The organism is Streptomyces sp. 5-10 (assembly GCF_014712245.1).
Taxonomy (GTDB): Bacteria; Actinomycetota; Actinomycetes; order Streptomycetales; family Streptomycetaceae; genus Streptomyces; species Streptomyces violaceusniger.
Genome location: NZ_JACVYG010000014.1, coordinates 72,049 through 96,404, shown reverse-complemented (window position 1 = coordinate 96,404; position 24,356 = coordinate 72,049). Strand labels below are relative to the sequence as shown.

Below are 24,356 nucleotides of genomic sequence, written 5' to 3'. Positions count from 1 at the left end.
CGCCTGTGTCATATCCCCGGCCGGGCGTGCGACGTCTGGCACGCTCCCCCAGCTACCGCTGGGAGGTGCCCCCTGACGCCGCACGCTGATCCGACCGGGGATATGACACAGGCTCTGACGCGTGCACGGCGGTTGGGCGACAGGTTCGCGCTCCATCCCAGGCATATAGTCGCACCATGCAGCTCAACGGGCTCCCGTTCCCCGGGCGTGAACGAGAGCAGGCCATGCTTGCCCAGACCGTCGCCGATCTCGGCCGGGGCCGTTCCTCGGTGGTGACACTGATCGGCAGGCCCGGTTACGGACAGAGCCGCCTGCTGAACCTCGCCGCCCGGCTGGCCGAGGACCAGGGCTTCCGGGTGCTGCGCGCCAAGGCGACCCCCGGCGAGCGCGATGTGCGCTACGGCGTGGTGGGGCAGTTGCTGGCCCCGATGGACGGGCTCACCCGCGGCTCGCTGAAGGCCCTGACCGGACAGGGGCCCGAGAGCCGCTTACCGGGCCTGACCGAGTTGCTGCGGACCGCCCGGGAGCGTCCCACACTGCTGGCCGTCGACGATGTGGAATGGCTGGACCCGGCCTCGCAGCGCTGGTTGGGGGCGCTCATACGGCGGCTGCCCGACGCCCTGATCGTGCTGCTGTTGAGCGGCACCGGCCCGCTCCGCCCCGGCGCGTGCCCCCTGTCCACCGCGCCGCAGCAGGTCATCACCCTCGAATGCGAACTGGCCCCGTTCGCCCCGCGCGACGTGGCCGCCACGGTCGCGCTGATCTGCGGCCGCCCCGGCGACAACGCCTTCATCTCCGCGGCCCTGGAGGCGAGCGCGGGCAACCCCGAGGTGCTGTCCGAGGCACTGCGCCGCTTCACCAAACACGGCTACGCGCCGGTGGCCGGGCGGGTGCCGGAACTGTCCACCATCACCGAGGCCGTGGGCGGTGAACACGTCGTCCGCGTGCTGGGAGGGCTGTCCGACACGGCCGTCGGGCTCGTCCGCGCGCTCGCCGTCTGCGGCGATCTGCTGGACGTCCCCCTGCTGTACGCGCTCGCCGGCCCCCGCGCCGCGCGCGAGCCAGGACTGCCCGAAGTGCTCCAGGAGAGCGGGCTCGCCATCGCCTCCGGGACCGGGCTCCGGCTGACCCGGCCCGAGGCGCGCAGCTGGATCCTCGCCGAGATGCCCGGCGACGAGCGGGCCGAACTCCACGCCCGCGCGGCCGAATTGGCCTACCGGGCGGCCGTGGCCGACGAGGACATCGCCCGGCTGCTGCTCGCCGCCCGCCCGGTCGACGAGCCCTGGGTGATCCCCGTGCTGCGCCGCACCTGCGCCGCGGCCCTGCGCGCGGGCCGGACCGCCCAGGCGATCGCCTGTCTGACCCGGGCGCTGGAGGAGCCGCTGGACCCGGCGCCGCGCGCCCAACTGGGCCTGGAACTCGCCGCCATAGAAGTGCTGGCCGCCCCCGAGGCGGCGGGCCGCCGGCTGGCGGAGATCATCCGCACCGGGGACGGCGGGCCCGGCCGGATCCGGGTGCGCGCCGCCGACCTCGGGCTCTCGCGCGGCGACGACAAGGCGTTGCGCCGCGCGATCGTCGAGGCGCTGCCCTCGACCGAAGGCGAGGAACGGGGGGCGCTCGCGGGGCTGTTCTGGCTCACCGAGTCCGACGGGCAGGACGACACCGATCTGGTGCCGGACGGAATCCCGCCGCTGCCCGACGACCCCACCTGCCCGGTGCAGGCCGCGGCGCGCGCCTGGCGGCTGGCCCTGCGCGGGGCGGACCTGACCACCGCCCGGGCGCTGGCCCAGCGGGTCTTCACCCTGGACGGCGGCGCGGGCGCCCTGATCCTGCCCCGGCTCACCGCCGCCCGGACCCTGCTGCTGACCGACGACCTGGACGAGGCCGAGGTCCGGCTGGACGTCCTCCACACCGACCTGCGCCGGCGGCAGGCGCGCGCGGCCGCCGCCCAGACCCTGGCCGTCCGCGGCGAGCTGAACCTGCGGCGCGGCCGGCTCGACATGGCCGAACGGGACGTGGCCGCCGCCGAGCGGTCACTGCCCCGCTCCCTCTGGCACCGCTACACCGTCCCGTATCTGCTGGCCGTCCGGATCCTCATCGCCCTGGAGCACGGCGACCTCGGCCAGGCCGGTGCCCTCGCGGCCGCCTCCGCCCCCGCCGAGTCGCGCGAGGGCGCCTCCTGGGGCTATCTGCTCTTCGCCAGGGCGCTGGTGGCCGTCAAGGACGACCGGCTGCCCGAGGCGCTGGAGCTGTTCCGGGCCACCGGCAGATGGCAGTTGGGCCGCGGGCGGATCAACCCCGCCCTGATGCCGTGGCGCTCGCTGGCCGCCCGGGTCCACGACGCCCTCGGCGACCACGAGGAGGCACGGCGGCTCGCCGACGAGGAGCTGGCGCTGGCCCGGTTGTGGGGCGCCCCCAACACGCTCGGCTGGGCCCAGCTGGGCGCCGGACGGGTGGCCCGCGAGGGACGGGTCGAGCGGCTCCGGGAGGCGGTGGCCACCCTGCGCGGCACCCCGGCCCGGCTCGCCTACGCGGGGGCGCTGTTGGAGCTGGCCACGGCCGAACTCGACACCGGGAACCCGCGCGCCGCGGCCCCCCTGGTGGCCGAGCTGTTCACCTTCGTCACCGCCCACCGGCCCTCCAGCAAGCTGGTCGCCAAGGTGCGCGAGCTGTCCGAGCGGACGGGGCCCTCCGCCGTCCGCGGACGCGTCCCGCATCCGGCGTGGGCGACGCTGACCGAACCCGAGCAGCGCACCGCCTCCCTCGTCGGACTCGGCCATGGCAACCGGGAGATAGCCGAAACCCTCTCCGTTAGCAGACGCACCGTGGAGCTGAGGCTCAGCGGCGCGTACCGAAAACTGGGGATCGGCGGCCGCGCGGAGCTGATCGCATTGCTGCGGGCGGCGCAGGGAGGCGGAATCGATGTTGCTTGAACGGGAGGCCGAGCTGGCGGGGGTCGCGGAGGCCCTGCGGGCCGCGGCGGCGGGCGACTCGTCACTGCTGCTGCTGACCGGCCCCCTGGGCATCGGCCGGACCGCGCTGCTGCACCAGCTGCCGATGCTCGCCGAGGGCGAGAAGATCAGGGTCCTGCGTGCCAACGCCGCGCCGATGGAGCAGGACTACGACCTCGGGGTGGTCCGCCAGCTCTTCGACAGCCTGCTCACCGGCGCCCCGGAAGAGCTCCGCGGGCACCGCATCGAGGCAGAGGTCGACCTCTGCCGGACGGTCTTCTCCGACGACGCCCCGCCGCTCGACGAGAACGGGGCCGTCACCATCCCCGAGGAGGCGCTGTACGGCCTGCGCTCGGTGCTGGCCATCGCCGGCGCCGAGCGCCCGCTGCTCATCCTCGTGGACGATCTGCAGTGGGTCGACACCCCCTCGCTGCGCTGGCTCGCCTTCCTCGTCAAGCGGCTGCACGGGCTGCGCGCCGTGGTCGTCTGCGCGCTGCGGGACGGCTACCGGCGCCCCGGGGACCCCCTGCTGCGGGAGATCGTCGAGGCGGCGCGGCGGGTGCTGCGCCCCGCGCCGCTGTCGCTGGGCGCCACCAAGGAAGTGATCCTCGAGCAGTTCGGCGTGTCGGGGGACGAGGAGTTCGCCCGCGCCTGTCACGAGAGCTCCGCGGGCAACCCGCTGTTCCTGAAGTCGGTGCTGGTGGAGCTGGCCATGCGCGGCCACCGGCCCACCGCCGAGCACGTCGAGACGGCCCGCTCCCTGCGCCCCGCCCAGCTGCGCGAGCGGCTGGCCAGCTCACTGCGTGCCCAGCCCCGGCCGCCGCGCGACCTGGCCGCCGCCATCGCGGTCCTCGGCGATCAGGCCGAACCGGAGCTGCTGGCCCGGCTGGCCGGGCTGGACCCGATCGGCTTCCTGGCCGCGCTGCGCGACCTCCACCAGCTGGGGCTGCTCGCCGCCGAGCAGGAGCCACGCTTCCTCCACCGGGTGGTGCGGGACGCGGTCGAGTCCTCGATGACCGTGGCCGAACGGGAGCGGCTGCACGACGCCGCGGCGGCGCTGATGTACCACAACGGACGCCCCGCCGAACTCGTCGCCGCCCAGCTCATGGCCGTCACCACCTCCGACCACCCCTGGGCGGTGGAGGTGCTGCGGGCCGCGGCGGACACCGCGCTGCGCCGCGGCGCGCCCCGCACCGCCGCCCGCTATCTGCGCCGCGCCCTCCTGGACGGCTCGCTGGCCGGGGAGGGCCGGGCCCGGCTGCTGATCGATCTGGCCACCGCGGAGCGCGGCTTCGACCCGGCCGCCTGTGAACGCCATATCTCCCAGGCGATCCCCCTGCTGACCACGGCCAGGCTCCGGGCCGCCGCGGCCCTGCGGATCTCGCCCAGCATCGTGGGCCTGGGGCCCCCGTCGGCCATCGATCTGCTGCACCAGGTCGCCGAGGACCTGGGGCCCGCCGCCTCGCTGGAGGGCACGGCCCGCGATGTGGCGCTGCGGCTCGAGGCGCGGCTGCGGCACGCCGGACACGAGGACCCGGCGGAGCTGGCCACGGCGGTCGAGCGGCTGTCCGCGCTGGGGGATGAGCCGCCACTGCTCACCCCCGCCGAGCGTGAGCTGACGGCGGTGCTGCTCAACGCGGCGGTGCTCACCGCCCGCTGGCCCGCGGTCGAGGTCTCCCGGCTGGCCAACCGCATCCTGGAGCGCGAACCGGCCACCTCCGACCAGGTCCACAGCCCGCTGCCGCTGGTGGTGATCGGGCTGGTGGCCGCCGATTCGGTACGGGGGATCAGCTCCTGGCTGGCGATGGAGCGGCAGACGCGGCGGCAGGGCGGCACGGTCGTGGACGCGCTCGTCAACGTCCAGCAGGCCATGGTGCTCAGCGCCCGTGGCCGCGTCGCCCAGGCCCGCGAGTACGCCGAGCGCGCCGTGCGGCTGGCCGAGGTGCACTGGCAGGAGACCGGGGTCGTCTCCACCCTCGCCCTCACCCGCGTCGCCCTTGACCTCCAGGACTCCGCGCTGATCGAGCGGATTCTGGACGGCCCCGGCCGGCGCCGCTCCTCGAGCCTGGCCCTGACCGCGGCGCTGCAGTTCGTCAAGGCGGCGCAGGACGCCGAGCAGGGCCGCTGGACCAGCGCCCTGGAAACCCTCCTGGCCTGCGGCCGGCAGCTGGAGGCGTCGGGCTGGCGCAATCCCGTGCTCTTCTCCTGGCGGCCCTGGGCGGCCGACCTCCAACGGCGGGTCGGCGACCCCTGCGCGGCCGGGGCGCTGGCCGAGGAGGAGCTGCTGCGGGCGGCGGAATGGGGCGCCCCCGTGGCGCTCGGCCGCGCGCTGCGGGTGAAGGCCCGGTTGACCGACGGCGACCAGGGGGTGCGGCTGCTGCGCGAATCGGTCGATGTGCTGCGTGCCTCGGCCAATGAACTCGAACTCGCCCGCACGCTCCTGCTGCTGGGCAAGCGGCTGAGGCCGGGAGGCGGCGAGGCGGCGGCGGTACTCCGGGAGGCCGCGGCCCTGGCCTCGGCGTGCGGGGTGCCACGGCTGGTCGAGCGGATCCGCGCGGCGGACGGCAGCGGTGCGGCGGCCGCCCCGCCGGAGGCGACCCTCACCCGTACCGAACGCACCGTGACCTCCCTCGTCGGACGCGGCCTGACCAACCAGGAGGTCGCGGCCGAGCTGGGGGTGAGCTCCCGCGCCATCGAGAAGCACCTGACGAGTTCCTATCGCAAGCTGGGCGTCTCCGGGCGGCGCGAGCTCATCGAGCTGCTGCCTCGCATGCATTCGTGAACAGCGCGTTAACGGCGATAATTGGACGCTGTTTGACGAGGATTCGTGAACCGACCGTACCGGCCCACCGAAGGGGTGGGGTGCGGACCGAACCTTCGGGGCACCCCACCACGGGATTGGGCGGCGACACCCCTGTTGACGTTGACTTCCGTGCCCGTAGATCCCTAGTCTCAATTCTGAAATCAACATTCGGAATTGAATATTGATATTCGATTCCGAATACTGAGAATTAGGAAGGGATGGCAGTCCCTTGGCATTGCCTTTACTAGCGGATTCGGCTCGGCCAACCCCCCACGAGCTTGGACACGAGCAGACCGAGTACACGGATCTATTGCGCCAGTTCGATCAGCCAGGGGCGTGTGTCGTCTGTCTCGACCCGTCGCTCATCGTCCAGCAGGCGAACCGGGAATTCTTCCGGCAGTTCGACGACGCCTCCTCGGACGTGTGCGGCCGCGACTTCATCGACCTAGTCCACCCCAGCGTCCGACAGGCGCTGAAGCGGCAGTTCACCCGGCTCCTCGACGGCTCCCGCCACCGGTTCACCACCCATGTGGTGGCCATCGGGGCCGAGGGGGCCGCCTTCACCAGCGGGCTCACCGCCGTGGCGGTGCGCGAGGGCACCGCCCATGTGGCCTCGGTCCTCGTGGTGATGCGTCCCACGGCGGGTGGCGAGGAGGTGGACATGGTCACCAACCGTAAGAAGCTCCTCACCGAGACCGAGGCGCGCATCCTGGAGGGCATCGCCGCAGGGCTCTCCACCATCCCCCTGGCCTCCCGGCTCTACCTCAGCCGGCAGGGTGTCGAGTACCACGTGACTCGGCTGCTGCGGAAGCTGCGGGTGCCCAACCGCGCGGCCCTCGTCTCCCGCGCCTACTCCATCGGCGTACTCAACGTCGGCTGCTGGCCGCCAAAGGTCGTTGACGACTTCGTCAAATGACCCCCCGAGCCGCGGAGGTCCACGAACGCGCCACGGCCGGCCCGGATTCGATCCGGGCCGGCCGTGGCGCGTCGCCGTCTCAGGACGGGGCCGGGCCCCGGGACAGCCGCAGCAGACGGAAGGCGGTGAGCGCCACATGGAGCTGGGTGCGCTGCTCACCCGACTCCAGATCGCAGCCCAGCACCCGCTCCACCGAGTGCAGCCGCTGGTAGAACGCCTGCCGGGACAGGTTCGCGCGCCTGGCGGCCACCGTCTTGTTGCCCGCCGCGTCCAGGAAGGTGTGCAGCACCGGCAGCAGATCGGTGCCGTGCCGCTCGTCGTAGTCCACCAGCCGCCCCAACTGCCGCTCCACGAACTCCTGGAGCCGCACATCGCCGCGCAGCGCGTACAGCAACTGCCGCAGCCCGATGTCGGACAGCTCGTGGAACGCCTTGTCCGGCGTCCCCGGAACGGCGGCGTCCGCGACCCGCGCCGCCTGCTGGAACGACCGGGCGGTCTGCGACAGGTCCGACACCTCCGAGCCGACGCTGATCACGGCGTCCGGCCGGGACTCCCGCACCGACCGGCTCAGCCGCTCCACCAGTGGCCGCCACGGCGTGGCGGCCGGCAGGGCCAGCAGCACCCCTATGTGGTCACCGGGCACCGCGCCGACCAGCACGGCGGCCCCGGCCGCGCCCAGCTCGTCCGTCAGCCGGTCCTCCAGCTCGGTCGTCTCCCCGGCGCCGGGCCCGGGGCTGACCAGCACCACCATCAGCCGGCGGCCCGCGACCGGCACGCCCAGCGCCTCGGCCCTGGCCCGGGCCTCGCCCCTGGACCGGCAGCGCTGCTCCACCAGATCCAGCAGCAGCGTGCGCTGGGCCCGCCGCTCCCAGCGGGTGTGATGGGTGAGCCGGGCGATGGTCAGGGCCGTGGCGGTGCGCTCCAGGACCATCGCGTCCTCGGGGCCGACCGCCGGGTCCCCGGCGCCGTCCGGGAGCATCAGCAGCCGCCCCCACCGCTCGCCCCGGTACTCCACCGCGGTCACCAGCCAGTCCTCCGGGCCGCTCAGCCCGGTCCGGTCGGGCGAGGGCGTGGCGCGCGAGCGCCGCTCCCAGCCGGTCAGCGCCCCCTCCACCCCGCGCCCCGGTGAACCGCAGATGACGGCCTGGTGCACCAGGTTCTCCAGCACCACGGGGTGCCCGCTCAGCTCGGCCGCCATGTCCACCACCTCCTCGGGCCCGGCGCCGCGCAGGGTCAGCGCGGTGAAGGTGTCATGGACGTCCTGGGCCCGGCGCAGGCTCTCCACCTGACTGCCGACGATCAGGGAGTGGAGCACCTGGGTGACCTCCACGAAGTTCACCGTCCGGGAGAGCAGGACGAGCGGGAAGTCCCGCGCCAGACAGGCCCGTACCAGCTCCGAGGGCGGCCGGTGGTAGCGCCGCACCAGCTCGATGACCAGCCCGGCGGCGCCGATGTCCGCGAGCTCGTCGACATACCGGCGGACCAGCGCCGGGTCCTCGGGCAGCGGCATCCCGGTGGTCAGCACCAGCTCCCCGCCCTTGAGGAAGGACGCCGGGTCCACCAGCTCGGTGATGTGGACCCAGCGGACCGGCCGGGCCAGCTGCCCGTGGCCGGAGACCACCTCCGGCGCCCCGGCGGCCAGCACCGGAAGCCGCAGCACCTCGGCGAGGCTGAGCGGCGGGCGCCCCGGGATCCGCGGGGGCTCCGAGGGGCGGCTCCGCGGCCGTCCGGCAGCGTCGTGCGCGGTGCCACCGGAGCCGTTCATGCCGCTCACTCTGGCAAGCCCGCACGCCGAGCGCAACCACGATCCCGGTCGACCCCTTGACAGGACCCGCCCCCGGAGTCGTTGACAGATCGTCCATAGCGATCACCACCCCGCGACACAGTGATCATTGTCCTGACCGGGTCCGCCCCCTCACCCTCGAAGTGTCCGAGCGCATCGCCGACCCGTGGGTGTGGGAGAGAACATGACCAATCTGTCGCCGCAGCTCCGTCAAGCCACTCCGGTGGTCGCCGTCCGCGGAGAGGGCGCCTACGTCGACGGTGAGGACGGGCGGCGATACCTCGACTTCACCGCGGGCATCGGCGTCACCAGCACCGGGCACTGCCATCCGCGGGTCGTCGCCGCCGCCCAGGAGCAGGTGGGCACCCTCATCCACGGCCAGTACACGACCGTGATGCACCCGCCGCTGCGGCGGCTGGTCGAGAAGCTGGGCGAGGTGCTCCCCACGGGTCTCGACAGTCTGTTCTTCACCAACTCCGGCAGCGAGGCCGTGGAGTCGGCCCTGCGCCTGGCCCGCCAGGCCACCGGCCGGCCCAACGTCCTGGTCTGCCACGGCGGATTCCACGGCCGCACCGTGGCCGCCGCCTCCATGACCACCTCCGGGACCCGCTTCCGCTCCGGTTTCTCGCCCCTGATGAGCGGCGTCGTGGTGACCCCGTTCCCCACGGCCTACCGGTACGGCTGGGACGAGGAGACCGCGACCCGGTTCGCCCTGCGGGAGCTGGACTATGTCCTGCAGACCATCTCCCCGCCCGACGACACCGCCGCGATCATCGTCGAACCGGTGCTCGGCGAGGGCGGCTACGTGCCCGCCACCGAGGGCTTCCTCCAGGGCCTGCGGGAGCGGGCCGACCGCCACGGCTTCCTGCTGATCCTGGACGAGGTGCAGACCGGGGTGGGCCGCACCGGACGGTTCTGGGGCCATGACCACTTCGGCGTCCGCCCCGACATCCTGGTCACCGCCAAGGGGCTGGCCAGCGGCTTCCCGCTGTCCGGCATCGCCGCCTCCGAGGAGCTGATGAGCAAGGCGTGGCCCGGCTCCCAGGGCGGCACCTACGGCGCCAACGCCGTGGCCTGCGCGGCGGCCGTCGCCACCCTCGACGTGGTCCGCGAGGAGAACCTCGTCGCCAACGCCGAGGCCATGGGGGCGCGGCTGCGCAGCGGTCTGGAGGACGTGGCCGCCAAGACCCCCGCCATCGGCGATGTGCGCGGCCTCGGGCTCATGCTGGCCAGCGAGTTCGTCACCGCTGACGGCGAGCCGGACCCGGCGACCGCGGCCCGGGTGCAGCGCGCCGCCGTGGACGAAGGGCTGTTGCTGCTCCTGTGCGGCGCCTGGAACCATGTGGTCCGGATGATCCCCGCCCTCGTCGTCGACGAAGCGGCGATCGACGAGGGTCTGCGCGCCTGGTCCGCCGCCGTCAGCGCCGGCACAGCGGACTCCTGACGCGCACCGCACATCCGCCCACACGGGAGCCCGATCCGCCCGCCGGTCCGAACCCCTCGGACCGGCGGTGGTCCGATAGGAGATTGCCCCTATGTCCACCCCCTCGTACCCCTCGGCCGCCGAGGTCCTCGCCGCGGTGCCCAAGCAGCTCTTCATCGCCGGGTCGTGGTCCGACGCGGCGGGCGGCCAGACCATGCCGGTCGACGACCCGGCCACCGGCGAGGTGCTGTGCGACGTCGCCGACGCCGCCCCCGCCGACGGGCAGCGCGCCCTGGCCGCGGCCGCGGAGGCCCAGGAGAAGTGGGCGGCCACCGCGCCCCGTGCGCGCAGCGAGATCCTGCGCCGCGCCTATGAGCTGATCATGGAGCGGGCCGACGCGCTCGCCGCGCTGATGACGGCCGAGATGGGCAAGCCGCTGGCCGAGGCGCGCGGAGAGGCGGCCTACGCCGCGGAGTTCTTCCGCTGGTTCTCCGAGGAGGCCGTGCGCGTCGAGGGCGGGTTCTCCACCCTGCCGGACGGCAAGAACCGCATGCTGCTGATGCGCCGCCCGGTCGGCCCCTGTCTGCTCATCACGCCGTGGAACTTCCCGCTGGCCATGGGCACCCGCAAGATCGGCCCGGCGATCGCCGCGGGCTGCACCATGGTGCTCAAGCCCGCCCCGCAGACCCCGCTGTCCAGCCTGGCGCTGGCCGGGATCCTGGCGGAGGCGGGGCTTCCGGCCGGGGTGCTCAACGTGGTCACCACCTCCCGCGCCGGAGAGGTGGTGGAGCCGCTGCTGACCGGCGGGCACGTCCGCAAGCTCTCCTTCACCGGCTCCACCCAGGTCGGCCGCACCCTGCTCGCCCAGAGCGCGCCCGCGGTGGTCCGCACCTCCATGGAGCTCGGCGGCAACGCCCCCTTCATCGTCTTCGAGGACGCCGACCTCGACGTCGCGGTCGAGGGCGCCATGACCGCCAAGATGCGCAACATGGGCGAGGCGTGCACGGCGGCCAACCGCTTCTTCGTCCACTCCTCCGTGGCGGCCGAGTTCGCCGACCGGCTGGCCCGCCGCATGGGCGCGCTGGAGGTCGGCCCCGGCAGCCGCCCCGGTGTCCAGGTCGGGCCGCTCATCGACCAGGCGGGCCGTACCAAGGTCGAGGAGCTGGTCGCGGACGCCGTGGCACGCGGCGCCGAGGTCCTGGTCGGCGGCAGCACCCCCGAGGGCCCCGGCTGCTTCTACCCGCCCACCGTGCTCACCGGGGTCTCCCCGGCCAGCCGGCTGATGGAGACCGAGATCTTCGGACCGGTCGCGGCCGTGCTCACCTTCGACGACGAGGACGAGGTCGTCGCCACCGCCAACAGCACCGAATGGGGCCTGGTGGGCTATGTGTTCACCCAGGACCTGGGCCGCTCGCTGCGGGTGAGCGAGCGGCTCGAGGTCGGCATGGTCGGCCTCAACACCGGACTGGTCTCCAACCCCGCGGCCCCCTTCGGCGGCGTCAAGCAGTCCGGGCTCGGACGCGAGGGCGGCCGCGTCGGCATCGACGAGTTCCTGGAGTACAAGTACGTCGCGGTGCCGGTCTGACGACGGCCCTCCGCACGGCCGGCGGGCGCCCTGCCCTCCGCACGGCCAGGGCGCCCCCGCCGGAACCGCCGGGGGCGCCCGGGCGTTGCCCTCATGGACGCGTTGCCCCAGATACGCGGCGGTGAGGAGCGGACATGGGCGAGTTGGTGCCCGGCGGGAACCAGGCGCTGCCCGACGGCGCGCTGACCATCCGGGTGCCGGGCCCGTTCGACCTGTCCGCGCTGATCACCGACGAGGACGGAAAGGTCGCGGGCGACGGCGACTTCGTCTTCTTCAACCAGCCCACCGCGCCCGGCGCCCGGCTGGACGGCGACACCGTCACCCTGCGGCCGCGGGCGCTGCGGCCCGGCGCCGCCCGCGTCACCCTCGTCATCAGCCCCGCCGACCCGGGCACCCCGCTGGGGCGGCTCCCGGCGCCCGTGCTGAGCGTGCTGGACGAGCGGGGAGCGACGCTGGCCCGGTTCGCCCCGCCGCGCCCCTCGCGGGAGACGGTGCTGCTGCTCGCCGAGATCTACCGCCGTGGCGGCGGCTGGAAGGTGCGGGCGATCGGCCAGGGGTACGCCGACGGACTGGCCGGTGTGGCCCGGGACTTCGGTGTGGACGTCGCCGACGACGGAGCCGCCGCCGCGCCCGGGGCTCCGGCGCCTGGCATGTCTCCCACGCTCGCGCCTCCCGCCCCGGCGCCTCCCGCGCCCGTCGACGGGGCCTCGCGGCAGGCCCTCGACGTGGTGAACGCGGCGCGGGCGCGGGCCGGGGCCGCGCCCGTGGCCCTCGACGGACGGCTGACCGCGGCCGCCGAGGCGCACGCCCGGGCCATGGCCGCCCACGGCGCGCTGGCGCTGGAGGGCCCGGACGGGACCTCGCTCTTCCACCGGATCGCCGCGCACGGATACCGCCCGCTGACCATCGCCGAGCACATCGTCTCCGGGCCGCGCACCCCACGGGAGTTCGTGGACTACTGCCTCCAGGGCGCCGAGCGCCGGGGCCCGTTCCACGACCCGGCCCTCGTCCACCTGGGCATCGGCCGGGCCGACGGGCCCACCACCGGGGACGTCTACTGGACGGCGGTGTGGGCCCGGCCGTTCACCCCGGACGGGCTGCTGCGCCTGGCCTCCGAGGTCATCGCCCTCACCAACGCGGAGCGCGCCGCCGCCCGGCTCGCGCCCCTCGCCCCGGACCCACGGCTGACGGCGGCCGCGCAGGCGCACAGCGACGACATGGCGGCCCGCGACTTCTACTCCCACACCGGTCCCGAAGGGCATCAGCCCTGGGACCGGGCCCGGGCCACCGGGGCCACCCACCGCGGCATCGGCGAGAACATCGCGTGCGGCCAGCGCTCCCCGGAGGAGGTGGTGCGCGGCTGGATGAACAGCCCGGGCCACCGGGCCAACATCCTGAAGCCCGACTTCACCCACATCGGCGTCGGCCACGCCACCGGCAGCCGTGCGGGCACGTACTGGACCCAGGTCTTCGGCGCCGCCTGATGGCACCCCCGACCCTGTCCGCCTCCGGCCGCGGCGTCAGGTGCGCGACTCCAGACCGCGCCGTGTGGCGCTCCCGTACACCCCGTTCGCGTCGCCCCGGATCCCGTACCACACCTGGAACCGGGAGACGGCCTCGGCCAGCGTCTGGTCGTACTGGCCGTTGACCTGCCCGCCCTGGTACACGTTCGGGACCCGCAGCAGCCGCTCCTGGAGCTCGGTGACCTCCGGGCCGGTGCTGCCGAGGGTCAGCACATCGCCCGGGTCGCCCGGCGGCGGCAATGCGTCGTCCGGGCCTTGCGAGGCGGGGGCGCTCGGCGTCTGCGGCGCGCCGGAGGTCGCGGGCGCGCTGGACGACGCGGTCGGTGTGGCCGACGCGCCGCCCCCGGCCGCGCCGGACGCCGAGTCCCGGTCCACCATCACCACCAGCGAGAGGGCGACCCCCGCGCCGAGCCCGGCCAGCACCAGCAGCGCGGCGCTGGGTTTGCGCCGCCCGGCCGGTGCGGGCGGCGCGGGCGGTTGCTGAGGCGCCGCCGGTGCCTCCTGCGGGGGCCAGGCGTCGGCGGTGGACGGGCCGCCCGTCATCTCCTGGGTGTCGTCATCCGCCATGGGCGGCGCCTCGGGCGGCAGCTCGGTGCCCGGCGGGCGGAAGAGGTCGAGCTCCTCCATCCACCCCTCGACCGGCCCCTCCTGGGCCTCGTCGTACTCCGGCGTCGCGGGGAAGACGGCGGTCGGCTCGATCACCTGACGCCCGGCTGGTCGGTCCGGATCGGGTTCGGCTGCCATACAGACCTCCTTATGCGCCCCACACCATCACGCGGGGATACGGACGCGGGCGCGGGAAGATTCAAGCCGATCGTGAACCTTGAGGCCCCGGAGCGCCGCGGCACCGGTGTGGCGTGGCGCCGCCGGGTAACCCCTCCTGAGAGGGTGCCCATGGCCTCGGGGACGTCGAAGGGAGCCGTGAGATGGAGCGGACCACATGCTGTGTGGTGGGCGGCGGGCCGGCCGGGATGGTCCTCGGCCTGCTGCTCGCCCGGGCCGGGGTGGAGGTCACCGTCCTGGAGAAGCACGGGGACTTCCTGCGCGACTTCCGCGGCGACACGGTGCACCCCAGTACCCTGAGGCTCCTGGACGACCTGGGCCTCGCCGACCGGTTCGCGGCCCTGCCGCAGCGGCATGTGCACTCCATCCAGCTGCCCATAGGGCGGGGCGGCGAACTGTTCACGGTCGGCGAGATCGGCTCACTGCCGGGGAAGTACAACTACGTGGCGATGGTGCCGCAGTGGGACCTGCTCGATCTGCTGGCGGACGAGGCCAAGCGGGAACCCACCTTCCAACTGCGGATGAACACCGAGGTGACCTCCTTCCTCATGGAGCGCGGACGGGTCACCGGAGTGCGCTACCGCGACCGCACGACCGGCTCCACCGGCGAGCTCCGCGCCACCCTCACCGTGGCCTGCGACGGCCGGGGGTCCCTCGCCCGCGACCTGCCGGAGCTCGGACTCCAGGAGTTCGCCTGCCCGATGGACGTCTGGTGGTTCCGGCTGCCGCGCGAGGAGAGCGACCCCCGGGGGCTGGTGGGCAACGCCGGCGAGCGCTTCCTCACGGCGATGATCGACCGTGGTGACTACTGGCAGTGCGCCGCCCTGATCCCCAAGGGGGCCGACGCCACGTGCCGCGCCGAAGGTCTCGACCGGTTCCTCGCCGCGTTCACGGAGGCCACCCCGTGGATGCGGCAAAGGCCCGACCGCGCACCGGGCCCGCGGTCCTGGGACGAGGTGAAGCTGCTGGACGTACGGATGGACCGGCTCCGCCGCTGGCACCGCCCCGGACTGCTGTGCGTCGGCGACGCGGCCCACGCGATGTCGCCCGTGTTCGGGATCGGCATCAACCTCGCCGTCGAGGACGCGGTCGCCGCCGCCCGCCATCTGGCCCGGCCGCTGCGCGAGGGCACCGTGGGCCTCGCCGACGTACGCGCCGTCCAGCGCCGCCGGTGGCCGACCACCGTCGCGACGCAGGGGCTGCAGCGGATCGCCCACGCACGGGTCATCGGGCCGCTGCTGCAGGGACGTTCACCGGTCGCCGGAGGGCAGCCGCTGCGGCTGGCCGAAGTGCTCACCAAGGCGCCCTGGCTGAAGCGGGCACCCGCGTACTTCCTCGCCTACGGCGCGGGCCGCGAGCGGCCCCCGGCCGAGGCGCTGCGCCGTTCCGGATGAGCCGGTGGAGCCGGGTGCGGACATCCCTCCGCACTCGGCTCCCGGCATGACGAAGGCGTCTCAGACGATGCCCTCGGCGATCTCCGCCTGCTCACGTGCCGTGCCGTACGCGGACGGCGTGTTGTACGAGCGGCGGGCCACGAACCACCAGATCGTGGCCAGCAGCAACACCACGGCCAGCGCGATCGAGGCGTAGTTCATCGAGTCCGCCGTCACCGGGCTGGACTGCGGCAGACAGAACAACACCGTCACCACCGCCACCCAGACCACCGCGATCCAGCCCACCGGCTTGCTCCAGCGGCCCAGGTGCCACGGGCCCGGCTGGAACCGGTCCCCGGCACGCAGCCGCAGGAAGATGGGGATGGCGTAGGCGGGCGTGATCCCGATGACGTTGATGGCGGTCACCGCGCCGTAGGCGGTCTCGGAGTACAGGGACGGCAGGGCCAGCACACACGCCACCACCACCGACAGCCAGACCGCGAGCACCGGCGTCTGGGTACGCGAGCTGACCCGCTGCCACAGCCGTGAGCCCGGCAGCGCGCCGTCCCGGCTGAAGGCGAACACCATCCGGCTGGCCGCCGCCACCTCGGCGTTCCCACAGAACAACTGGGCCACGATGACGATGAGCAGCATCGCGGTGGCGCCACCCGTGCCCAGGGCGTCGATCAGGATCTGTGCCGGCGGCACCCCGGTGGCGCTTCCCTGCGTACCGGCGTAGTCCTGGATGGCGAAGGTGAGCCCGGCCAGCAGCACGAACCCGGCCACCCAGGACACCCAGATGGCGCGGACGATCCCCCGGGCGGCGTAGACGGAGGCGTTGGAGGTCTCCTCGGACAGATGGGCCGAGGCGTCGTAGCCGGAGAAGGTGTACTGGGCGAGCAGCAGTCCGATCGCGGTCACATACAGCGGATTCGACCATCCGGTGTCATTGACGAATTCGGTGAAGACGAATTCGGGCGACTGGTGGTGGGAGGGCACGATCGCCAGCGCGCCGACGATGATGGCGACGCCCGCCAGATGCCACCACACACTGACCGAGTTGAGCACGCTCACCAGCCGCACCCCGAACAGATTCAGCGCCGCGTGCAGCAGCAGAATGCAGACGAAGATGAGCATGGTCGATTCCGGTGTGGGGTCGAATCCCCACTGGAGGTTGAAGAGCGCGCCGGTGAACAGGGCGGCGCCGTAGTCGATTCCGGCGATGGCCCCGAGCAGCCCCAGCAGATTGAGCCAGCCGGTGTACCAGCCCCAGGTCCGTCCGCCCAGCCGGTCGGCCATGTAGTACAGCGCCCCCGAGGTGGGGTACGCGCTGGTCACCTCGGCCAGGGCGAGCCCGACGCACAGCACGAAGAGCCCCACTCCGGCCCAGCCCCACATCATGACCGCGGGGCCCCCGGTGTCCAGCCCGAAGCCGTACAGCGTCATGCATCCGGAGAGAATGGAGATGACCGAGAAACTGATGGCGAAATTGCCGAAGCCGCCCATGCGGCGGGCCAAAACGGGTTGATAACCGAGCTCACGCAGCCGCTGTTCATCGTCCCGGTGGGGGGCGGGACTCGAACTCGACCATGCCGTGGACATGAATGTACCTCCGGAATGCTGGGGCGGGCGATGGGTGGTACAGGTGGGGGGAAATCGACTCAGCCGCCGGCCCCGGGTCTTGGCCCGCGGGCGCCGGCCAGTGAGCGGACCCGGGCGCGAAGAAACATTTCTTCAGCCAGGGCGCGGTCGCTGGCGTCGCGGGTGCGGTAGGCCCAGGGGAGCGGGGTGAAGTACGGCCCCAGCGTCTCGAAGACGCGGGCCGCGTCGGAGAACAGCAGCGCGCCCCACAGGGCGTGTGCCAGATGGTTGAGATCGAGCAGGGAACTCGTCATGACGTCCGCGTGGTCGAACCAGCCGTGCAGCGCCTTCTTCGCGTCCCGGGTGGCGTCCTCGGTGGCCCAGTGAAGGTCGAGCGCCTTCTCGTAGCCCCGCTCCTCGCGGTACCGCTCGACATGGACGTACAGCGGCAGCACCTGCAGCGCGGACCCCTCGGGCGCGCCCGAGACCACCCACTGCACGAAGTTGACCGCCTCGGCCAGCGAACCCCCGGCCCGTCGGGCGTACACGAACTGCAGCATCCGGTGGTACGCCTCGCGGTTGTACGGATCGCGCCGGTCGGCCTCCGCCAGCAGCCCCCAGGGGCCGGGGAACAGCAGCGGGCCGGGCGGGGCCACCCGGTGTTCCTCCTGCCGCTGCTCCTTGTCCAACTGGGCCAGGGCCAGCAGACACACCCAGGGCACCGGATCCGCCGGGGAGTTGTGCGCGGCCAGCTGGCAGGACTGCCACGCCTCCCGCCACAGCTCCCGGGTGCGGGGGTGTCCCTCGCGGTGTGCGCGCACCGCGCGCTCCACCCCGACCCGGGTGTGCATCACCAGCGCCGCCACGCTCCGCGGCTCCTCGGCCCGCCACGCGTCCACCACATTGGATCCGGCGGCGGCCGTGGCCAGCACCTGGGTGCGCTGGGTCCACAGCGACCAGGTGGGAGTCTCCGCGAGCAGATTGCGCATCGATATCCAGCGTCCGGTGCGCAGATCCTGCAGCGCGACGCGCAGCCCGCCGTCATAGCCCGCGGGGTGGTACACGGGGCGGAACTCTTCCTCGGGCATCGGATGACTTTCGTACGGGGCTGACGTACCGGACGCGGGAAAACGATGGGCCTGGGGGATGATTGCAGGGATCTTATAGTCCTGGCGCAACGATTCGGGAACGGGGGACTCCGGTCCGTGCCCGAACGGGCGTCTTGACGCCCGCCCCGCGCCTGCACCAGGCTTTCCGCAAGATCTCCGCGCCCCGAGAGCGCGCCGTCCCCGTGCCCGAGCCGTCCCCCGAGCCCGAAGCGATCCGCCCGTCCCGAGCGAAGAACCGGACATGCTGCCTGCAGAGCGTCGCCACCGCACCCCGGCCGACCCCGCGACCGGCCCGGTCCTCGCCATCGACCAAGGCACCTCCGGCACCAAGGCGCTGGTGCTCTGCCCCGAGCGCGGGGTGATCGGCTCCGCCGAGGTGCCCGTACGGCCACGCCATCTGCCCGGCGGACTGGTCGAGGTCGATCCGGCCGCGCTGCTCACCTCGGTCCTCGACGCCGGGCGCCGGGCTCTCGCCGCCGCGGGGGAGCCGGTCGTGGCGGTCGGGCTGGCGAACCAGGGCGAGACCGTGCTGGCCTGGGACCCCGTCACGGGAGAGCCGTTGACGGACGCGCTGGTCTGGCAGGACCGGCGGGCCCGGACGGTGTGCGAGCAGCTCGCGCCGCACGCCGGGACGCTACGCGAACTCACCGGCCTGCCCCTCGATCCGTACTTCGCGGCGCCCAAGATGGCGTGGATCCGGCGCCATCTGACCGGCGAGGGCGTGGTCACCACCAGCGACGTCTGGCTGGTCCACCGGCTCACCGGCGCGTTCGTCACCGACGCCGCCACCGCCGGGCGCACCGGGCTGCTCGACCTGGACCGCGTCGCCTGGTCCCCGAAGGCGCTGGACCTGTACGGGCTGACCGCCGAACGGCTGCCGCGCGTCGTCGACGCCGCCGGGCCGGTCGGCACCACCACGGCCTTCGGCGGCGAGGTCCCGCTCACCGGGCTCCTGGTCGACCAGCAGGCCGCCCTGCTGGCGCAGCGGGTGACCGAGTCGGGCACCGCCAAGTGCACCTACGGCACCGGCGCCTTCCTCCTCGCCCAGACCGGCGACCGGCCCCTGCGCGGTCCTCACGGCCTGGTCTCCTGCGTGGCCTGGCGGTTCGGCGGGCGCACCAGCTACTGCCTGGACGGGCAGGTGTACACCGCCGCCTCCGCGGTGCGCTGGCTCGGCGACCTCGGGGTGATCCAAGGGCCCCAGGACCTCGACCCGGTCGGTGGGACCGTGCCCGACGCCGGGGGAGTCACCTTCGTACCGGCGCTCGCCGGACTCGCCGCGCCGTGGTGGCGCGGCGACCTCAAGGGCTCGCTGACCGGGCTCGGCCTCGACACCACCGCCGGACACCTGGTGCGCGCCCTGTGCGAGGGCATCGCCGCCCAGGTCGTGGAGATCGCCGAGGCGGCCGTCTCCGACCTGGGCGCGCCGCTGACCGTCCTGCGCGTCGACGGGGGACTGACCCGCTCGGCGCTGCTGATGCAGACCCAGGCCGACCTGCTGCAGCGGCCCGTGGAGGTGTCGGCGCTGCCGGACGTCACGGCGCTGGGCGTGGGCGCCGCCGCGCGGATGGGGCTCGACCCGGGCCTGACGATCGAGGAGGCGGTCCCCGCGTGGGAGCCCGCCGCCGTCTACGAACCGCGGATCGGCGCGGAGCGGGCCGCCGAGCGGTTGGCCGCCTTCCGCTCGGCCGTGGCCGCGCTGCTGGACCACGCGCCGACGGCCGCCGCCCACGACTGAGGCCCCCGCGCACCAGGAGCCGTGTCCACCACCGAGCAAGGGACCACCATGACCGTTACGACCACGGGTGACCTCCCCGACGAGGTCTACGACGTGGCCATCATCGGCGCCGGGGTGGTCGGCGCCGCCATCGCCCGCGAACTGGCCCGGTACCGCTTGCGGATCGCCCTGGTCGAGGCGTCGAACGACGTCGGCAACGGCACGTCCAAGGCCAACACCGCGATCCTGCACACCGGCTTCGACGCCACCCCGGGCACCCTGGAGGCCCGCCTGGTGCGCGAGGGCTACCAGCGGCTGACCGCCTACGCTGCCGAGACCGGCATCCCGCTCGAACCGCTCGGCGCGCTCCTCGTCGCCTGGGACGGGGAACAGCTCGCCGCGCTGCCTTCACTCGCCGAGAAGGCCGCCCGCAACGGCTACGACGAGACGGCCATCCTCGACGCGGACGCGGTCTACGCCCGCGAGCCCCACCTGGGACCCGGCGCCCTCGGCGCGCTCGAGGTCCCCGGCGAGAGCATCATCTGCCCCTGGACGACGACGCTCGCCTACGCCACCCAGGCGGTCCGCGCGGGTGTCGCCCTGCATCTGAACTGCCCGGCCGGGGCCATCACCACCGGTGCCGAGCACCACGAGATCGCCACCCCGCGCGGGGTGCTGCGCACGCGTCACCTGGTGAACGCGGCGGGGCTGTACTCGGACGAGATCAACCGGCGGCTCGGCCACGAGGAGTTCACCGTGACCCCGCGCCGCGGCCAGCTGATCGTCTTCGACAAGTTCGCCCGCGGCCTGGTCGACCACATCCTGCTGCCGGTGCCCACCGCGCTCGGCAAGGGCGTGCTGGTGGCGCCGACCGTGTATGGCAATGTGATGCTCGGCCCCACCGCCGAGGACCTCGACGACAAGACCGCCACCGGATCGTCGGCCGACGGACTGGCCTCGCTGCGGGAGAAGGGCGCGCGGATCCTGCCGGAGCTGCTGGAGGAGGAGGTCACCGCGGTCTACGCCGGGCTGCGCGCCGCCACCGAGCACGGCGACTACCAGATCCACGCCGACCCCGGGCGGCGGTATGTCGCGGTGGGCGGCATCCGCTCCACCGGGCTCACCGCCTCCATGGCGATCGCCGCGCATGTGGCGGACCTCCTCGTCGGCTGCGGGCTGGACCCCGGGCCCGAGCGGGAGATCGAGCCGGTACGGATGCCCACCATCGGCGAGGCGTTCCCGCGCCCCTACCAGCGCGCCGACCTCATCGCCGCCGACCCCGCGTACGGCACCGTGGTCTGCCACTGCGAACGCGTCACCCGGGGCGAGATCCGCGACGCGCTGACCGCCACCGTGCCACCGGCCTCGCTCGACGGCCTCCGGCGCCGCACCCGGGCCCTGGCCGGGCGCTGCCAGGGATTCTTCTGCGGCGCCGAGGTGCGCGCCCAGTTCGAGGCGGCCACCGCGGCCCAGAACCGGACGGAGGCCCGGCGATGACCCCCACCGACCGCATCCACCGCAGCGTCGACGTACTGGTCATCGGGGCCGGACCGGCCGGGCTCGCGGTCGCCGCGCGGCTGGCCGCCGCCGGGGTGGGCCGGGTCGAGGTCCTCGACCGCGAACAGCGCGCGGGCGGCATCCCCCGCCACTGCGACCACACCGGATTCGGACTGCGCGATCTGCGCCGGGTGATGACAGGACCGGACTACGCCCGCCACCACACCGCCGCCGCCATCCGCGCCGGGGCGGTGCTGCGCACGGGTGTCACGGCCACGGGCTGGGCGGCGCCGCGGACCGTGGACATCACCGGCCCGACCGGCCTGGAGCGGATCACCGCCACGGCCGTCGTCCTGGCCACCGGCGCCCGGGAACGCCCGCGCAGCGCCCGGCTGGTGCCCGGCACCCGGCCGGCGGGCGTCTACACCACCGGGCAGTTGCAGCAGGCCGTCCTGCACCACCAGAGCGTCGGCCGCCGCGCCGTCATCGTCGGCGCGGAACGGGTCAGCTACTCCGCGGTGGCCACCCTGCGCCGGGCCGGGGCCGAGGTCGCCGCCATGGTCACCGACCAGCCCCGCCACCAGACCCACCCGGCGCGCCACCTCGGCACCCGGCTGCGCCACGGCGTACCCCTGGTCACCGACGCCACCGTGGCCGAACTGACCGGCCGGGAGCGGCTGGAGAGCGTACGGCTGCGGCACCGGGACGGCAGGACCGCGGCCATCGGCTGCGACACCGTGGTGTTCACCGGCGACTGGATCCCCGACCACGAACTGGCCAGGAGCGCCGGGATCGCCCTCGACCCCGGCACCCGGGGCCCGGCCACCGACGCCGAGTTCCGCACCGGCGAACCCGGGGTCTTCGCCGTGGGCAATCTGCTGCACCCGGTCGAGACCGCCGATGTCGCCGCCCTCGACGGCCGGTTCGCCGCCGGGCCCGTACTGCGCCACCTCACGGGCGTGCCATGGACCCCGGGACCGCTGCCGGTGCGGGTCGAGGCGCCGCTGCTGTGGATCTCACCCAACCGGCTCACCCCGGACGGGCCCCGTCCGCCGCGCGGCCGGTTCACCCTGCGCACCACGCGGTTCCTGACCCGGCCGGTGCTCACCGTCAGCCAGGACGGCCGGACGCTGCACCGCGGGCGCCTTGCCTCTACGGCGGCGCCCAACCGGCCGTTCCACCTGCCCGCCGACTGGATCGCCGGGGCCGACGCACACGGCGGCCCGGTGCGCATCACCGTGGACTGACCTGGCCTCAGGGGTCCTTGCACTATGCCCGCCCGGGTCGCGCGGCCTGGCACCGCACCTCGCCGCGTTGCCGAAACGCCCACGTGGCTCCGCCACGAGGGCGCTCCGGCGCCTTGCGATGCTCCCCCAGCTACCGCTGGGAGGTGCCCCCTGCACCAGGCCACGCGACCTTATCGGGCGCTCATAGTGCAAGGACCCCTCAGCCGAGGCCGCCGGGCATACCGCGCAGCCGCTCCATCTCGCGCCGGTCGCGCTTGGTGGGGCGGCCCGTCCCGCGGTCGCGCAGCCCGATCGGCACGGTGTGCTCGCGCGGAGGCGGCGGCGGGCTGTTGTCGACGTAGCACTCCACCGCCACCGGCGCCCCGACCCGTTTGCGCACGATGCGCGAGACGACCACGACCCGGTCGCGCCCCGCATGGCGCAGCCGCACCTCGTCCCCGGGCCGCACCGTGTGTGCGGGCTTGACACGCTCGCCGTTGACCCGGACGTGCCCCGCGCGGCAGGCCGCGGACGCCATGGAGCGCGTCTTGGTCAGCCGCACGGACCAGATCCAGCTGTCCACCCGTACGGACCCCTCGTCTGAAGCCATACCCCGACTCTAATGTCTAAGGTGCGACGCATGAGCGCACATTTCGACGTGGTGGTCCTGGGAGCCGGGCCGGGTGGCTATGTCGCCGCGATCCGCGCCGCCCAGCTGGGCCTGAGCACGGCCGTGGTCGAGGAACGCTACTGGGGCGGCGTCTGCCTGAACGTGGGCTGCATCCCGTCCAAGGCCCTGCTGCGCAACGCCGAGCTGGCCCATCTGTTCATCCACGAGGCCAAGGACTTCGGCATCCGGGTGAACGGCGATGTCACCGTGGACTACCGCGACGCGTTCGAGCGCAGCCGCAAGGTGGCCGACGGACGGGTCAAGGGCGTCCACTATCTGATGAAGAAGAACAAGATCACCCAGTACGAGGGCCGGGGCGCCTTCACCGGGCCCCACGACATGCGGGTCACCCGCTCCGGCGGCGGCACGGAGACGCTCACCTTCGACCACTGCGTCATCGCCGCAGGCTCGCTCACCAATCTGCTGCCCGGCACCTCCCTCAGCGAGCGGGTGGTGACCTACGAGGAGCAGATCCTCTCGCCCACCCTGCCCGGCAGCGTCCTGATCGCGGGCGCGGGCGCCATCGGCGTGGAGTTCGCGTACATCATGCACAGCTACGGGGTGCAGGTGACGCTGGTGGAGTTCATGGACCGGATCGTGCCCCTGGAGGACGAGGAGGTCTCCGCCGAGCTCACCCGGCGCTTCCGCAGGCTCGGCATGAACATCCTGACCTCCACCCGGGTGGAGGCGATCAACGACGCGGGCCCCGCGGTCAAGGTCATGGTGACCACCGGAGGCCAGCGGCAGACCCTCCAGGCCGCCCGGGTGCTCCAGGCCATCGGGTTCCGGCCGCGGGTGCACGGATACGGGCTGGAGCACACCGGCGTCCGGCTCACCGAACGGGGCGCCATCGGCATCGACGGCCGGTGCCGCACCAATGTGCCGCACATCTTCGCCATCGGCGACGTCACCGCCCAGCTGATGCTCGCGCACGCCGCCGAGGCCATGGGCATCGTCGCGGCCGAGACCATCGCCGGGGCGGAGACCATGGAGCTGGACTATGTGATGATCCCGCGCGCCACCTTCTGCCAGCCGCAGATCGCCAGCTTCGGCTGGACCGAGGCCCAGGCGCGCGAGCGCGGCTTCGACGTCCGGGTGGCGAAGTTCCCGTTCACCGCCAACGGGAAGGCCCAGGGGCTCGGCGACCCCGTCGGCTTCGTCAAGCTCATCAGCGACGGCCGCCACGGTGAGCTGCTGGGCGGCCATCTCATCGGCCCCGAGGTCACCGAGCTGCTGCCCGAGCTCACCCTCGCCCAGCAGTGGGATCTCACCGTGCACGAGGTGGCCCGCAACATCCACGCCCATCCGACCCTCAGCGAGGCGGTGAAGGAGGCCGTCCACGGGCTCGCCGGACACATGGTCAATCTGTGACCGCCGGTGCCCCACCCCGGCCGCCACCAGGTGTGCGACCCGGCG

At 73.7% G+C, this 24,356-nt stretch carries 16 protein-coding genes; 11 read left to right on the top strand and 5 right to left on the bottom strand.

Annotation, left to right across the window (positions count from 1 at the left end):
- The first annotated feature begins 176 nt into the window (after positions 1-176).
- From IEJ02_RS18420 to IEJ02_RS18410, 3 genes are all read left to right on the top strand, one after another.
- The gene (locus IEJ02_RS18420; RefSeq protein ID WP_191065872.1) at positions 177-2,933 is read left to right on the top strand and encodes an AAA family ATPase; all 2,757 of its coding nucleotides are present in this window, start codon (positions 177-179) and stop codon (positions 2,931-2,933) included.
- Complete coding sequence (locus IEJ02_RS18415; RefSeq protein ID WP_191065871.1) at positions 2,923-5,733, top strand: helix-turn-helix transcriptional regulator; 2,811 nt, start codon at positions 2,923-2,925, stop codon at positions 5,731-5,733. The genes IEJ02_RS18420 and IEJ02_RS18415 overlap by 11 nt, the downstream gene beginning before the upstream one ends.
- Positions 5,734-6,064: 331 nt before the next feature.
- The gene (locus IEJ02_RS18410; protein WP_191065870.1) at positions 6,065-6,670 is read left to right on the top strand and encodes a LuxR C-terminal-related transcriptional regulator; all 606 of its coding nucleotides are present in this window, start codon (positions 6,065-6,067) and stop codon (positions 6,668-6,670) included.
- A gap of 79 nt (positions 6,671-6,749) precedes the next feature.
- On the opposite strand, the gene IEJ02_RS18405 is transcribed toward IEJ02_RS18410, so the two are convergent.
- Positions 6,750-8,435 carry a PucR family transcriptional regulator gene (locus IEJ02_RS18405; RefSeq protein WP_191065869.1) on the bottom strand — a complete coding sequence of 562 codons (1,686 nt, stop codon included), beginning with the start codon at positions 8,433-8,435 and terminating at the stop codon, positions 6,750-6,752.
- 202 nt (positions 8,436-8,637) lie between these two features.
- On the opposite strand from IEJ02_RS18405, the gene IEJ02_RS18400 reads away from it, so the two are divergent.
- The 3 genes from IEJ02_RS18400 to IEJ02_RS18390 all read left to right on the top strand — a co-directional run bounded on the left by IEJ02_RS18400 (position 8,638) and on the right by IEJ02_RS18390 (position 12,945).
- Positions 8,638-9,897, top strand: a complete 1,260-nt coding sequence (locus tag IEJ02_RS18400) for an aspartate aminotransferase family protein (protein WP_191065868.1) — start codon at positions 8,638-8,640, stop codon at positions 9,895-9,897.
- A 91-nt stretch (positions 9,898-9,988) separates the two neighbouring features.
- Positions 9,989-11,461 (top strand): NAD-dependent succinate-semialdehyde dehydrogenase, encoded by a 1,473-nt coding sequence (locus IEJ02_RS18395; protein WP_191065867.1) that lies wholly within the window; start codon positions 9,989-9,991, stop codon positions 11,459-11,461.
- Between the two features lie 134 nt (positions 11,462-11,595).
- Positions 11,596-12,945, top strand: coding sequence for a CAP domain-containing protein (locus IEJ02_RS18390; protein WP_191065866.1), 1,350 nt, complete (start codon positions 11,596-11,598; stop codon positions 12,943-12,945).
- A 36-nt stretch (positions 12,946-12,981) separates the two neighbouring features.
- On the opposite strand, the gene IEJ02_RS18385 is transcribed toward IEJ02_RS18390, so the two are convergent.
- Complete coding sequence (locus tag IEJ02_RS18385) at positions 12,982-13,728, bottom strand: peptidoglycan-binding domain-containing protein (protein WP_223864035.1); 747 nt, start codon at positions 13,726-13,728, stop codon at positions 12,982-12,984.
- 182 nt (positions 13,729-13,910) lie between these two features.
- On the opposite strand from IEJ02_RS18385, the gene IEJ02_RS18380 reads away from it, so the two are divergent.
- A complete protein-coding gene (locus IEJ02_RS18380) occupies positions 13,911-15,161 on the top strand; it encodes an FAD-dependent oxidoreductase (RefSeq protein WP_191065865.1) in 1,251 nt (416 codons plus the stop codon).
- Between the two features lie 60 nt (positions 15,162-15,221).
- Here the strand turns inward: IEJ02_RS18380 and IEJ02_RS18375 are convergent, their stop codons facing one another.
- Together IEJ02_RS18375 and IEJ02_RS18370 are read right to left on the bottom strand one after the other, a co-directional pair.
- Positions 15,222-16,742, bottom strand: coding sequence for an amino acid permease (locus IEJ02_RS18375; protein WP_191065864.1), 1,521 nt, complete (start codon positions 16,740-16,742; stop codon positions 15,222-15,224).
- A 59-nt stretch (positions 16,743-16,801) separates the two neighbouring features.
- A complete protein-coding gene (locus IEJ02_RS18370; RefSeq protein ID WP_191065863.1) occupies positions 16,802-17,809 on the bottom strand; it encodes a hypothetical protein in 1,008 nt (335 codons plus the stop codon).
- Positions 17,810-18,071: 262 nt separating this feature from the next.
- Here IEJ02_RS18370 and IEJ02_RS18365 point away from each other — a divergent pair, with 262 nt between their 5' ends.
- Genes IEJ02_RS18365 through IEJ02_RS18355 form a run of 3 tightly spaced genes read left to right on the top strand, consistent with a single transcriptional unit; the run spans position 18,072 to position 22,291 of the window.
- Positions 18,072-19,568: an FGGY family carbohydrate kinase gene (locus IEJ02_RS18365; RefSeq protein ID WP_137981586.1), complete on the top strand. Its 1,497-nt coding sequence runs from the start codon at positions 18,072-18,074 to the stop codon at positions 19,566-19,568.
- A gap of 48 nt (positions 19,569-19,616) precedes the next feature.
- Positions 19,617-21,044 (top strand): NAD(P)/FAD-dependent oxidoreductase, encoded by a 1,428-nt coding sequence (locus IEJ02_RS18360; protein WP_191065862.1) that lies wholly within the window; start codon positions 19,617-19,619, stop codon positions 21,042-21,044.
- Positions 21,041-22,291: an NAD(P)/FAD-dependent oxidoreductase gene (locus IEJ02_RS18355; protein WP_191065861.1), complete on the top strand. Its 1,251-nt coding sequence runs from the start codon at positions 21,041-21,043 to the stop codon at positions 22,289-22,291. The genes IEJ02_RS18360 and IEJ02_RS18355 overlap by 4 nt, the downstream gene beginning before the upstream one ends.
- Positions 22,292-22,490: 199 nt before the next feature.
- Here IEJ02_RS18355 and IEJ02_RS18350 read toward each other — a convergent pair whose 3' ends face one another.
- Positions 22,491-22,880, bottom strand: a complete 390-nt coding sequence (locus IEJ02_RS18350) for an RNA-binding S4 domain-containing protein (protein ID WP_191065860.1) — start codon at positions 22,878-22,880, stop codon at positions 22,491-22,493.
- A gap of 30 nt (positions 22,881-22,910) precedes the next feature.
- Between IEJ02_RS18350 and lpdA the strand changes: the two genes are divergently transcribed.
- Positions 22,911-24,311: a dihydrolipoyl dehydrogenase gene (lpdA, locus tag IEJ02_RS18345; RefSeq protein ID WP_191065859.1), complete on the top strand. Its 1,401-nt coding sequence runs from the start codon at positions 22,911-22,913 to the stop codon at positions 24,309-24,311.
- Positions 24,312-24,356 lie beyond the last annotated feature (45 nt).